The organism is Actinomyces johnsonii (genome assembly GCF_006546835.1).
In the GTDB taxonomy this organism is placed as follows: Bacteria; Actinomycetota; Actinomycetes; order Actinomycetales; family Actinomycetaceae; genus Actinomyces; species Actinomyces johnsonii.
The window spans coordinates 194,737-208,078 of record NZ_VICB01000013.1 but is presented as its reverse complement, the minus strand read 5'-3'; the positions used below and the strand labels follow the sequence as shown (position 1 = coordinate 208,078).

General features: G+C 66.6%; 9 protein-coding genes. 6 read left to right on the top strand and 3 right to left on the bottom strand.

Features of this window, described 5'->3' with window-relative positions; all coding sequences use genetic code 11:
• Positions 1 to 45: 45 nt before the first annotated feature.
• From FK256_RS09155 to FK256_RS09145, 3 genes are all read right to left on the bottom strand, one after another.
• A complete protein-coding gene (locus FK256_RS09155; RefSeq protein WP_141424543.1) occupies positions 46 to 816 on the bottom strand; it encodes a DNA-directed RNA polymerase II in 771 nt (256 codons plus the stop codon).
• A 77-nt stretch (positions 817 to 893) separates the two neighbouring features.
• On the bottom strand, positions 894 to 3,158 hold the full coding sequence (locus FK256_RS09150; RefSeq protein WP_244936313.1) for a PT domain-containing protein: 2,265 nt from the start codon (positions 3,156 to 3,158) through the stop codon (positions 894 to 896).
• A 628-nt stretch (positions 3,159 to 3,786) separates the two neighbouring features.
• Complete coding sequence (locus FK256_RS09145; protein WP_309314050.1) at positions 3,787 to 5,157, bottom strand: enterochelin esterase domain-containing protein; 1,371 nt, start codon at positions 5,155 to 5,157, stop codon at positions 3,787 to 3,789.
• A 533-nt stretch (positions 5,158 to 5,690) separates the two neighbouring features.
• Here FK256_RS09145 and FK256_RS09140 point away from each other — a divergent pair.
• The 6 genes from FK256_RS09140 to FK256_RS09115 all read left to right on the top strand — a co-directional run bounded on the left by FK256_RS09140 (position 5,691) and on the right by FK256_RS09115 (position 13,306).
• Positions 5,691 to 6,842 carry an ABC transporter substrate-binding protein gene (locus FK256_RS09140; RefSeq protein ID WP_141424540.1) on the top strand — a complete coding sequence of 384 codons (1,152 nt, stop codon included), beginning with the start codon at positions 5,691 to 5,693 and terminating at the stop codon, positions 6,840 to 6,842.
• Positions 6,843 to 6,848: 6 nt separating this feature from the next.
• Positions 6,849 to 7,910, top strand: coding sequence for an ABC transporter permease (locus FK256_RS09135; protein ID WP_141424539.1), 1,062 nt, complete (start codon positions 6,849 to 6,851; stop codon positions 7,908 to 7,910).
• Between the two features lie 4 nt (positions 7,911 to 7,914).
• On the top strand, positions 7,915 to 8,796 hold the full coding sequence (locus FK256_RS09130) for an ABC transporter ATP-binding protein (protein WP_021607792.1): 882 nt from the start codon (positions 7,915 to 7,917) through the stop codon (positions 8,794 to 8,796).
• A 306-nt stretch (positions 8,797 to 9,102) separates the two neighbouring features.
• Positions 9,103 to 11,679 (top strand): DEAD/DEAH box helicase, encoded by a 2,577-nt coding sequence (locus FK256_RS09125; RefSeq protein ID WP_141424538.1) that lies wholly within the window; start codon positions 9,103 to 9,105, stop codon positions 11,677 to 11,679.
• 123 nt (positions 11,680 to 11,802) lie between these two features.
• The gene (locus FK256_RS09120) at positions 11,803 to 12,390 is read left to right on the top strand and encodes a PadR family transcriptional regulator (RefSeq protein ID WP_021607790.1); all 588 of its coding nucleotides are present in this window, start codon (positions 11,803 to 11,805) and stop codon (positions 12,388 to 12,390) included.
• A gap of 58 nt (positions 12,391 to 12,448) precedes the next feature.
• The gene (locus FK256_RS09115; protein WP_244936311.1) at positions 12,449 to 13,306 is read left to right on the top strand and encodes a CPBP family glutamic-type intramembrane protease; all 858 of its coding nucleotides are present in this window, start codon (positions 12,449 to 12,451) and stop codon (positions 13,304 to 13,306) included.
• Positions 13,307 to 13,342 lie beyond the last annotated feature (36 nt).

Genomic DNA, 13,342 nt, shown 5'->3' with positions numbered 1-13,342 from the left:
TCAGGCGGCGCCGCAGCAACCGCACGCGCAGTGACTCGCCCTGCGTCAGACCACGGCTCGACGGCGCTGGTAGGCGGCCATTCTGCGACGGTTGACCGCTACGAGCACCGAGAGCACGACCAGGATCATGCTGAGCGCGAGGATGGAGGCGCCGATGATCGGAAAGCCGGCCGGTTCCGCCCCTGGGCCGGCGGCCTGAATGCCCGAGGCACTAGCACCTTTCGATCCGCCCGTTGCGGCCACCTGGTGGGGCGGCGGCGTCGGTGCCGCCGGAACGGTCGGGGGCGCGGCCCCTCCGATGACTGTGACACCCGAGACAGTGAAGTAGGGACTCTTGTTGGTGTAGTCCGCCGCGTTGCCCCCCTGCGCTCCGGAGACCCGGAAGCGCAGCCAGTGGTTGCCCTGCTCGACGTAATCGGGCAGCTCGAAGGATCCCGAGGCGGTGCCGTCCTCCTTGACCGTCACGGTGGTGACGACCTCGTTCTCCGGGGACTGGGAGCCGCCCGGCGTTCCGTCGTCGATGAGGACCTGAACCGTTGCGCCGCTGGGGAAGCCCGAGATCGTGTACATGATCGTGCCCCCGACGGCGACTGTCGATGGGCTGACGGTTGAGGCCGTCCCCCTGGTGGAGGGGCCTGTCGTGGTGTCCGCTTCGGCAACGGGGCCCATGGGAATCAGTGCCGCCAAGGAAGCGAGCAGGACTGAGCAGACGACGACGAGCACGCGTGGCGCGCCCGCCGGGCGGCGGTCGTCGATCCGACGTCGATCGGCCCACGTGCGCCGATCCAACCGGACGAGCCGGAGCATTCGGATCATCTGCCCCTCACCTCCTTCGTGCCGCTGCATGTTCTGATCCCCTGACGATTTCGTTGACAACTTGCTGAAGCGCCTGCTCAGCGCCTGCGCGGTAGCCGGGGGGCTCGCGGAGCGCGAAGAGGCAGTCCTGAACGCGCGGCGACCAGCAGGCTGCCGGCGCCGACGACAAGCAGTCCTCCGGCGCCTCCTAGGAGCATGTCGTTGGCACTCAGGCTCATGGAGGTGGGGGCGCCCTTGTCCGGGAATGTCAGAAGCTGGGCCTGGCCCGGGTTCTGAGTGTCGAAGGCTGCCGAGGTGATCTCCAGCTTGGCCCACCCCAGAAGGCTGTTCTCACGATCGGCCACCGCCAGTTCGTAGGATCCGGATTTGAATGTCGAGATATCGATGGAGACGCTGTTGGCGCCGTCGACCTGTACCCAGCCCTTGGTGGTGGCTCCGGGGAAAACGAATACCGAGACCCACTCCCCCGCTGAGACCTTGGCCCTGGGAAGGACGAGGTTGACAATATTGCCCTGGCGGGACCCGGACAGGGAACCGGCATTGTCCGCGCTCAACTGCGCCGCGCTGGTCACCGGAGATACGGGGGCCCTGTCAGGACGGACAGTCCTGTCCTCAGAGGCGGTCGCTTCGGCTGAGGCCTGCGCCGGGGCCTCGGAGTCGTCCGAGCCGGAGGAAGCACTGGCACCGCCCCGCCCACTGTCCTGAGCCCGCCCCTGGTCGGCGCCGGGCCCGGCCGGGATACCGCCGGCCGAGGAATCCGTCTGGGACCCGCTGTTGGCAGAAACGCCTCCACCGGAACCCCTACCGGTACCTTCTGCGTCCGACTGGCTGCCGGGGTCCTCCTCATCACGGCCGTCGGTGGTGTTCACATGTGGCGTGGCTGCGGAGGGACCCGAGGTCTGCACCGAGCCCGGTGACTGCGTGCGCTGATCCGACGGAGCGGTTGAGGGCTGGACAGACGGAGCGGGGGACGGTTCTGATGTCGGCTCGTTGGAAGGAGCCGGTGAGGGGGCGGGCGCCGGGCTGGTCGACGGCGTCGGGGACGGCGAAGCAGACGTGGATGCCGAGGGCTCTGCCGTCGGCATCCACGTTGGAGACGGCGTGGGCTCAGCTGTAGGACTGGCTGTAGGGGTTGGGGTCGGCTGCGGGGTCACCGGCGTATTGAGGACGAAGACGTTGGTGCTGGCCGTTAGCCCGGTATCGACGGATGAGATCTGAAGGTAGTAGCGTCCCTTCTCAGCTTTCCCTGCGGCGTAGAGCGCAGACAGGCTGAACTGAGTATTGAAGGAACCGTTGCGGAAGGTGACGGGCACCGAGACGGTTCCCGGAACCGCGTATCCACCGTGGGCCATCATCTTGATCTCGACCGACTTCTCACCGTCGAGCACGGTTCCCTGTGAGCACCAGCCCGTGCCCGAGACCCTGACAGCGATCTCAGGATCGTAGGTGGGCTCAGCCCCCTTGAGGTCCGAGCCATCGGGGTTGAGAACGGTGACGGTCGGCGCCGCCTTGCAGGTTGCGTTCGTCGGAGTCGGTGTGGGGTCCGGCGGGAGCGTCGCCGTCGGCTGCGCAGAGGGCGACGCTGTCGGCGACGGGCTCGGGGCCTGCGTCGGCTCCGGAACTGGTTCCGTCGTCGGTTTGGTGGTCGGCGCGGCAGTTGGCTCAGTGGTGGGCTGAGCGGTCGGTTCCGTCGTCGGCTTAGTCGTTGGCTCGGTTGTTGGCTCAGTGGTCGGCTCCGTTGAAGGCTCAGCACTGGGCTCGGTCGTGGGGTCTGGCGTGGGCTCCGGAGAAGGAGGATTGATGATGTCGGGGTCCTGCTTGACGAAGGAGAACAGGCCCGTCGTCGCACTCACCGTTCCGCTGGTAAAGGTGAGGCTGAAGACCCGCGTGCCGACGTCCCAGCTCGTGTCGCCCGTGGCCTCTCGCATTCCTTTGACAAGGTATTCGGTCGGAATGAAGACGTCCTGCTCGCCGTTGGCGGGAGCCGGGCGCTCGAGCTCGGCCTTGAGCCCCGGCAACAGGTGGGGAGTGACAGTCTTTCCCTCGACGACGTTGAGCGTGATGGAAGGATCCTCCAGGACCTCGCCGGCGGTAGCGCACCAGCCCGACAGGATCGACTCGACCCCCACACCGAACCCGGTCTCATAGACCGGCACCACGTACTCGGGCGCCGACTGGCCCTCGGGGTAGACCATTCTGGCTGCAGGGCGGCAGGCCGCGCCGTTCCCGGATTCCTCGACGGCCTTGCCCTCGTTCAGAAGGGGCATGGCAGCCACGCCAGCGGTGGACAGAATAATGCCGAAGGCCGTCAGGACGGCAAGAATCGCGCGAGCACCGTGCATGGTAGAGGGGTGGGCCGCAAACAGCCGCTGAGCGTAGTGCATCAAGTGGTCTCGTTCGTGAGCAGGGATGAGGTGGACTTACTCGTTCAATCCGCTGCCGGTAGGCGAGGACAACGAGGAAAGGAACGCACCGGTCAACGGATACGACTGCCTTTCACAAACGATGATAGACGGACTACTCCCCTCTAAGAATCCACTATCTCCAGAAAACATCGGCTGCGACATCGAATCCGGATCAAGTATACACGGCGGTAACCCGACAATCGGTCGGAGCGAGATCAATCAGTTCCGGAATCACTGCGAAAACTCCTGCATTGGTAACGATAAATCGGGTAACGTGATCATGCTGTTGCTCAGGTTTCACTTCTGTCACGGTTTTATTGTGGAGAGGACTGGGGCCGTTCAACGCGCATTTCGCGTTGAACGGCCCCTGAGACGATCGGCCAGAGCTCCTCCTGCTCAGGCATGTTGATCTGATCCGGGTGCAGGCCGGCAGGGCACGACGACGGGCGCGCGCCAGCAGCGCTCCGACTCGCGTCAGAGGTCAGTGGCGCAATGACTGGCAGGCAAACGTTGGCGACGTTGTCTTGTTTTATAGACGAGTGAGACTGTGGTCACCTCGACGCCGCTATCCATGTCCTGAGGAGAGGTCCTGCTCATGAGCGTCGAGCCCCCAGGACAGCCCGTGCCGCCACCAGGCGTAGTCGTGACCGCCGCGCTCCTCGTGATACTCGAGCAGAACCCCCTCGGCCGCGAGAAGACCCGCGGCCGTGCGCGCCCCCTGACGCAGGACCCCCTCGTGGACGCCGCATTGAACCACCAGTCGCGCCTCCAGCAGCTCAGCAGACTTCAGCTCAGCCCTACCTCGCAACCAGGAAAGCAGCTCCCCCTCCCCCTCGCCCCGGCGGCCTGACCCCAACCAGAAGGACGCCGACTGGACAATGGCGCGACCGGCGATATCGGGCCGGTGCGTGACGAGATCCGCTGCGGCCACGCCCCCCAGGGATTGACCGGCCACCACCACCCGCCGCGGGCTCCACGGCCGCCGGCCGACTCGAGCCGCCTGCAGGCACCTGCTCAGCAGCTCTCTGCTGCGGCGCGGATCCGCCAAGTCACGGGTGCGCATGGACAGGTCTCCGGAGTCGATGAGCAGTAGGTCCCAGGACGCCGCCCTGGCACCAAGACGGCGGACGACGTCGTTGCGGCGCCAGATCTCTCCGTCGAGCAGAACCAGCAATCCGCGCTTCTTCTCGGCCTTTTCCCCGCGCTGTCCGCCGCCGACGGGCTCCTGCAGCCACAGGGTGATGCGTCGCGAAGAATCACCGGGGGCGTCGAAGCCCTCGAGCGCAGCAGCACCACCGAGCTCTGTACTGCCGGCGTACCCGCCGCCATTGAACGCCGAGTCGTCCCCGGGGCGCGCCGCAGCCGACCATTCCGGGTGGGTGGCGGCGCCCGGTCCCTCCCACAGGGAGGAGACGAAGCCGAAACCATCGTGCAGGCGATCGGGATTGAAGGGATCTGGGCGCCCTTGCTCGTGAACATGCTTCCAGCGCTCCCGCCGGGTCCCGGCGTCGTCGGGCAACGGCTCGCGGGTCACAACGATCCGGTATCCCAGGAGAGCGTCCTGAGGCAGGAGGAGGTGGTGCACCCACCAGCTGGTCCCGGCAACTCGGACGGCGAGCGCCGGGGCGATGTGAGTGCGATGATTGTCGGTCAGCGTGTTGAGATGGATGAGAACGCTGGGCGCGGGACCATGCCGCTGGTCGTCGCACCACAGGAAGGTCACCTCGCGCATCTCGACACCCGCAACGATACGGGACTCCCCCAGGACGGGGGTGCCGCGAGCCGCAGCGGCCGCCAGGGCGTCATCGTCGGGATGGGACGGCCACCATGCCGGAGTCGAGCGAATCAGACTCCCATCCGGGCCCAGAGGGGTGGGGGCCAGCTCCCGCCACCGGGTCCGCTGCACCAGAACATCGTCAGGTCGGGTTCCGCTCACACCAGAGACCATATCGGACCCCCGTCCCACCCCCACGAGGCACAGACCGATCGAGACGGACCGCCGAGGAGAAGAAACGAACTTGCATTCTTCCGGCTGATATGGCGTAGGGTGGTGCTCATGACGCACATCGCTCTGACGACCACCACCGCCCCCGGCGCACAGGCGCTCGCGGCCATGTGTGGTACGCGAATGTGCTGTTGTTGTCGGCCTTGTTGATTGTTCATCTAATGTGCCGCCCGGGAAACGCGGTGACTTCTCGGTAAGGGGCGACCACTTCGGAGCTGGCGGCGCGATGTGCAGTCGGGCCTCGCTTCCGGTCTCTCATTCTTGCGGGCCCTTGACGGGTTATGCGCGACCGTCCCTCAGAGTTCCGTGACCGGATGATCTGAAGACCGCGCGAGGATTCATCACCCTTTTTCGTCTTATTTGTCTTTCCCGCAGGTAATCGCCGCGACGGCGGCCGAATCTCGTCTCTCAACGACGCTGCTTTCACACCTATTCGGTTCTATATCCCCTCCGTAGGAGACACCATGTCGAAGACCGTTCCCTCTCCCTCCTCCGCCTCATCCCCGTCGGGTGCTGAGTCTCCTGGGGACAACGAGGTTACTGCTGACAACGCGGCGGAGATCCTCGCCGCCGACGACGATCCCAGCATCTCCGCGGCAGACTCATCTGGTCGCAGCAAGCCGTCGCGGCGGACGCTGCTGACGGTTGGAAGTCTTGCGGCTGCTGCAGTGGTCGGCACCGGCGCGTACCTGACGATTCGGCGCACCAACCAAGGCGTGGTCGGCGCCCATGAGGCGCTGCCGCTGGTCATCGGCGGCGACATCTGCGCCGCACCGCTGTACGCCGCCTACCACCAGGGCTTCTTCGATGATGCCGGGCTGAAGATCACACTCGCACGCACCCAGCAGACCGAGGACACCAAGGACGGCGTGGGCGCCGGCAAATACATCGGCGCACCGGGAATCTTCTTCTCCTGGCTGGAACCAATCTACAACGGGCTCAACGCCAAGCTCACTGCGGGGCTTCATGCCGGCTGCCTGCGTCTGGTGGTGAACAACGACTCCCCCTATCAGAGCCTGGCTGATCTCAAGGGCTCCACGATCGGCGTACCATCGCTGTCCTCGTCTGCCTTCGCCTACTTCGCGATCGGACTGTCCGAGGCCGGTATCAACGTCGACCCGGACGGGGGCGACATCACCTGGCGCACGGTTGATGCGGATTCCTTGGGGACCTCCCTGGCAGACGGGCAGGTGGACGCCATCATGGGATCCGATCCCGCGCCGCTGCTCCCCGTCTTCAATGGCACGGCCCGAGAGCTGGCCAACAACGACGCCGAGGAGTTCTGCTGCTCCGTAGCCCTCAACGGAGACTTCGTGAAGAAACAGCCCGAAAGGGCCAAGGCGCTGACGCAGGCGTGGTTGAAGGGCTCGGCCTACGTGCCCGATCACATCGAGGAGATCGCCAAGCTCGAGGTCGACAACAACTACGTCGCCGCAGATCAGGACGTCGTCGTGCGGGTGCTCAAGACATACGGTTTCAAGGCCTCGGCGTCCAGGTTCCGTGCCGCGATCGAGCCCGGTATTGAGAAGTTCAAGACGACCGGTTTCATCAAGGCCGACGTCTCCGCCCAGAGTCTGACCAACGCCGTCGTCGCTGATCTCGGTATCAAGGACTGATTGATAATGTCCGCAACGTCCCTCGGCGCACCAACCGAAATCTCCGGCGAGAAACAGCGGGAACAGAGCTCCTCTCAGCCTGAGCGCGGCGTATCGAAACACGATCGACCCGCCCCGGGTTCTCTTCTGAGCGCCATAGCACTGTTCTTGTGGCCGGCCTACCTGGCCATCGTCATCGGTCTTCCGGAGGCCGACCTGCTCCGCCGGGCATCGACCACTCCGGTCATTCTCCTTACCGGCGCATGGATCATAATTCTGATCGGGTGGACCGCGGCCTCACGAATCAGGCCAGGCTCCTTTGCGGCGAAGTCGTTGACGCATTTCCTGCCCTGGATCACCGCCGCCGGCGCATGGTTCATCGTCTGGCAGCTGTCAACCTCGAAGCTCGGAATTCTTACGCCTCCGTACTTCGCCGCACCGGAGGTGCTCATCGCCTCTTTCGCACACGACTGGAGGCTGCTGCTCAGCTGTCTGGGAGCCTCGGCGCTGCTCTTCGCCATCGGGTACACGGTGGGGTCTTTGCTGGGCTTCCTCACAGGACTGCTCATGGGCTGGTCGAAACGCGCCGACTATTGGCTCCACCCGCTCCTCCAGACCGTCGGGCCCGTACCCGCGGCCTCGCTCCTGCCTCTGGCGCTGCTACTGCTTCCGACGACATACGCTTCAGCGGCCTTCATCGTCGGCTTCGGCGCCTGGTTCCCCATGGCGACCATGACCCGTGCAGGCGTGCGCTCCGTACGCCGCGACTACATCGACATGGCCCGCACACTGGGAGCCGACGAGTTCTTCCTCATCAGGCGGGTGGCCGTGCCATCGGCCCTGCCCGACATGCTCACCGGCCTGTTCACGGGCCTGGGCACATCACTCGCAGCGCTTATGACTGCCGAGCTGACCGGCGTCGACAAGGGGCTGGCCTGGTACATCAACTGGGTCAAGGGCTGGGCAGACTATCCCAGGATGTATGTGGGCCTCATCATCCTGGTGGCCTTCTGCCGCACGCTCATGGTCCTCCTGTTCAAGATCCGCTCCTCGCTGCTGGCATGGCAGCAGAACCTTGTGAGGTGGTGAACCGATGTCCGCCGGTTTTGCAACAGCTGAAGGCTCGCCACAGGCAGCGGCCCCGTCCGTCCCCCGCGGCGCGCAGGTGGCTCTCAAGGGCGTCACGCACCGCTATCCTCTGTCCCGCGACCTGGACCATGGCTGGCTCCACTTCCTGCTTCGCCGTCTGTCCCCCGCCGCCAGAGCCCGCCACGAGGCCGAGGCCGCGAAGCCCGATCAGCTCCCCGTGCTCGATGACATCGATCTGACGGTGGCGCCCGGAGAGTTCGTCTCACTGGTGGGTCCCTCCGGCTGCGGCAAGTCGACGATCCTGCGCCTGCTGGCCGGGCTGGAGGAACCTGTCGAGGGCGTCGTCGAAGTCGACTCCGAACCCGTGACCGGGCCGTCACCGCTGCGCGCCCTGGCCTTCCAGGACGCCACACTCCTGCCCTGGAGGACGGTGCGCGACAATGTCGCCCTGGGCCCCGAGGCGAGACACCGACTGGAACAGGACCGGCGCCGGGTGGAGGCGGCCCTGCAGATCGTAGGACTGCGGGACTTCGCCGAGGCCTACCCCGCCACGCTCTCGGGGGGCATGGCCCAGCGGGCCTCGCTAGCGCGGGCACTGGTCAACCGGCCCCGGCTCTTCCTCCTGGACGAGCCCCTAGGCAAGCTCGACGCCCTGACCCGCCTCCAGCTCCAGGATGAGATCGCCAGGCTCTGGGACTCCCAGCGCTTCACGGCCGTCCTGGTCACCCATGATGTCGATGAGGCACTGCGTCTGGCCGGTCGGGTGATCGTCCTATCCGAGCGGCCCGCGCATATCGTCGCCGACATCAAGGTGCCCCAGCACGACGAGTCGGCCGATGAGTTCCGCGAGCTGCGCCGTCAGATCCTCGGCCTACTGGGGCGTTGAGAGTCTCACGAGACCGACCTCACCTGTGATCCAGCTCGTGGAGGGGGATGACGCTGCGATTCTCCCGTAGCCTGGCCCCAGGAGCGAACCGTTCCCTGTTGACCCCGTTCGGGTCTTGCAGCACCTGGTGTGCGGCAAGTGCTTCCCGTGAGTCTGTGCGTGTTAGCCCATGAGTCACCCGGCCACTTCCGGGTGCTGGGCGAGTGTGGTGGGCCAGGTACGGCAAAGAGTGGAGGACAAAGGGTCCTCCCCCACACTCCGCCGCGGTCCCCAGTTACTTCAAGGGGACAGATATGGGAAAACTTCATGACTACCTCCTCCAGCAGCACTGTGCCCAGCGCTTCCGACGACACTCAGAGCAACAGGCCCCTGAGTCTTGACGCGCTCTTCTCCGCCGAGCTCTCCGGCGGCCGACCGGCCGACGCAGCCGGTGGCAACGGCGACGCCGTTGCCGCGCCGCACCACTCCGATGACGCGGCCTCCTCCCCGGAGGACTTCGCCACCCCCGCATCCTCCGACTCCCCTGAAGACCCTGAGGACGTCGATCACGAGGACGAGGCCGACGACGTCGACCGGAACTTGCCCGAGGCGGACCCCGAGGACGAGGCCGACGACTCCGAAGAGGACGACGGCGTCGACATCGAAGAGGACGAAGTCGACGGCCACGCCCCCTTCGTCGACTCCGACGTTGATTCCGATGACGGCCAGCGCGACAACGACGAGAACGCCAGGACCCCACGCGGCAAGGACAAGCGCGAGGTGTCAGGCGGCCAGCAGGACGACGAGATCACCTTCGCCGACCTGGGTCTTCCCGGTGACCTGCTCAAGGCCGTCACCGATATGGGCTTCGTAACCCCCACCGCCATTCAGAAAGAGGCGATTCCGGTCCTGCTGGCCGGCCGTGACGTAGTCGGCGTCGCCCAGACCGGAACCGGCAAGACGGCAGCCTTCGGGCTGCCGCTCCTGGACGCCGTCGACTCCCGTGACGGCGTGGTCCAGGCCCTCGTACTGGCTCCCACCCGCGAGCTCGCCCTCCAGAGCGCCGAGGCCATCACCGACATGGCCTCCCGCTCCCGTGGGCTGGACGTGGTGGCCGTCTACGGCGGCGCCCCCTACGGTCCCCAGATCGGCGCGCTCAAGAGCGGCGCCCAAGTCGTCGTCGGCACCCCCGGACGCGTCATCGACCTCATCGACAAGGGCGCCCTCCAGCTCGACGACGTACGCTACTTCGTCCTGGACGAGGCCGACGAGATGCTGCGCATGGGCTTCGCCGAGGACGTGGAGACGATTGCGGAGTCCCTTCCCACAGAGCGGCGCACCGCCCTGTTCTCGGCCACGATGCCTCCGGCCATCCAGGCCGTGGCCCGCCAGCACCTCCACGAGCCTGTCCAGGTCGAGGTCTCCAGGCCCGCCTCCACCGTCGCCACCGTCCACCAGACCTACGCGGTGGTTCCCTTCCGCCATAAGATCGGCGCCGTCTCCCGGGTCCTGGCCGTCACCGATGCCGAGGCCGCCATCGTGTTCGTGCGCACCAAGTCCACGGCCGAGGACGTCGCCATCGAGCTGGCGGGTCGGGGCATCCAGGCCGCCGCGATTTCCGGCGACGTGCCTCAGCGTGAGCGCGAGCGCCTGGTGGAGCGCCTTCGCGCTGGCACCCTCGACGTGCTCGTGGCCACGGATGTGGCCGCCCGAGGGCTGGACGTGGACCGTATCGGCCTGGTCGTCAACTTCGACGTGCCCCGCGAGGCCGAGGCCTACGTCCACCGCATCGGCCGCACGGGCCGCGCCGGCCGCCACGGCGAGGCCGTCACCTTCCTGACCCCCAAGGAGAAGGGCAAGCTCCGCCAGATCGAGCGCCTCACCGGCAGCCGGCTGGAGGAGATCACCCTGCCCTCCCCCGCTGACGTCTCCGAGCACCGGGCACGCAAGCTGCTGTCCAAGGCCGCCGCCCGGCACGAGCGCGGCCGCCTAGACATGTACCTGCCGCTGGTCAGCGACTCCGCCCGGGAGCTGGACATCGACGCCGAGGAGCTGGCGGCCACACTTCTGGCCCTTGCCGTGGGCGACGAGGGACCGCGCAGGCGCGAGGACCGGGGCGGCGACCGCCCCCAGCGCGCACGTCGCGAGGAGAACCTCGACTCCGAGGGGACCTTCCTGTCGGCCTCCTTCGAGGGCGGGCGCGAGAAGAACCGTCGCGGTGATCGTGGGGACCGGGGCGAGGGACGTCGTTCGGCCATGCGTTCCGGGCGCCGCGAGCACGAAGGCCCAGGAACTGTCTACCGCATCGAAGTGGGCCACCGAGACCGGGTCCTTCCCGGCGCGATCGTCGGTGCCCTGGCCAACGAGGGAGGTATCGAGGGCTCCGACATCGGCAAGATCGACATCCTTCAGTCCTTCTCTCTTGTCACCATCTACGCCGACCTGAGCCCCGAGCAGCTCTCCGTCATGGGCAGGGCGACGTTCTCAGGCCGTGAGCTGCGCATCCGTCCGGACGAGGGACCGGGCCACGGTTGGTCCGGTCCCAACGGTGGGGAACGTCGTCCCAAGCGGCGCGACTGGGACGACCGCGGTGAGCATGGCTTCCGGCCGCGCCGTGATGACGGTGAGCGTGGCTGGAAGGATCGTGACGGGCGCGGCGGCAGGGGCGGTTACGACCGCTCGGACCGCGGGGACCACCGCGACAACCGCCGGTGGGACGAGCGCCGGGGTGACCGGGACGGCTTCCGGGGCCGCGAGGACCATCGCGGCCGTGGCTACGGCCGCGATGGCTACCGGGGTGACCGAGGCAGTGACCGTGGAAGCGGCCGAGGCTATGGCGAGCGCAACCAGAACCGCTTCGGCGGCAACCGGGGCGGCTTCCGTGGGGGGCGCGGCGACCGCTGAGTCCCCGGCGGCTCACTGACACAATGGGTGGGGCGGCAACATACGTTGCCGCCCCACCCATCATCGCAGCAGGTCACGCGAGGCGATCGGCGCTGCGGGATCGTCTTCGCATACTGTGAGCACATGAGACTCAGACACGCCATCCTTGGGCTGCTGTCCCGTCAACCGCAGAGCGGCTATGACCTCAACCGAGCTTTCAACAGCTCGGTCGTTTACTTCTGGTACGCCGACCAGTCCCAGATCTATCGCACCCTCGACCGCCTTGAGGCTGACGGCGCAATATCGACGCGAGTCATCCCTCAGAGCGGCCGACCGGATCGGCGGGTGCACAGCCTGACGGAGTCGGGACGCGCTGAGCTCGATGCCTGGCTGATGAGCCCACTCGAGCCCAATACGGTTAAGGATCCCCTGCTGGCACGCATCTTCTTCGCAGCTCGACTGGGTCATGAGAGAGTCGATGCGCTCCTATCCGAGGCCGAGAAGAGGCTCAGCCGGGAGCTGGAGGAACTGGAGGCGATCGACTTCGGCGACGCCGACGTGGTGGATCTCGACACCACTATGAAGGCCGCAGTCCTTCGTTACGGGATCGACGGCACAAAGACCCAGCTGGAGTGGGTCCGCCAGACCCGGCGAGCTGTTGCCACCGACACCGCCAGGACACGGTCGAAAGCCGCTGAGGAAACCGAGACCGCTGATGAGGACGGTCACTGAGGAGACGATCAACGCCATATGGTTGCGTAGTCCAATACTCGTATTGCACCATATGAGTATGAGTGATGCACCTCCATCCGGCGGCGCACCCGCCGCGAGCTCCTTGACCCGTCTCGTCGTTTTCAGTGTCATCGTCCTCGGCTCCGGCTGGATCGGGCTCCTCGTCGACGACGCCCTGGGCGACGCCCACTCCCTGCGGGGACAGGGGTCTCTCGTATGGATCATGACACCGATCCTGACCGGCACCGTCCTGGCTCTGAGCGACCCGTCGCTGCGCCGTTCCTACGCCGTCTCGTGGCTTCCAGGCAGGCTGCGGGCCTATGGCGTGGCGATCAGCGTCTTCCCGCTGTCCTTCGTCGTCGCCATCGCCGTCGGCTGGGCGGCGGGGGTGCTTAGCCCCGCCGGACTGGGGGCCTTCGGGAGCGCGGTGGCCGCAAACGTGCCGGGGACCGTGCTCAAGAACGTCGCGGAGGAGGGCGCTTGGCGCGGCTACCTCACTCCCGCGCTCCTGCGTCGGCGGCTGCCCGACCCTGCAGTCTGGCTCGTCGTCGGAGTCGTGTGGGGCGTGTGGCACCTGCCCTACTACCTGTGGTTCCTGGACGAGTCGCTCCTTCGCTCGGTCTTAGACGTCCCTCCGCTCATCTACGCCCTCATCGCAGTTCCCGTCACGATCTGCTGGGCCCCCTTGTTCACCGAGCTTCGGATCCTCAGTGGCAGTATCTGGCCGGGTCTCATCGCGCACTCGATCGCGAACCTCAGTCAGATCCCCGTCAGCTTGGGCGGACTGCCGATCACGCCGGGCTGGGGACTGCTGGTCTCCCCGGTGGTGGGCATTATTCCGAACGCCATCGTCCTGGCGGCGGGCCTGGGGCTGTGGGCCAGGCGCACCGGCCGGCTCCGCCGTCGGCCTCGGTGATCCGCTCGAGCGCTGGACGGGGACCGGATCGGCGTT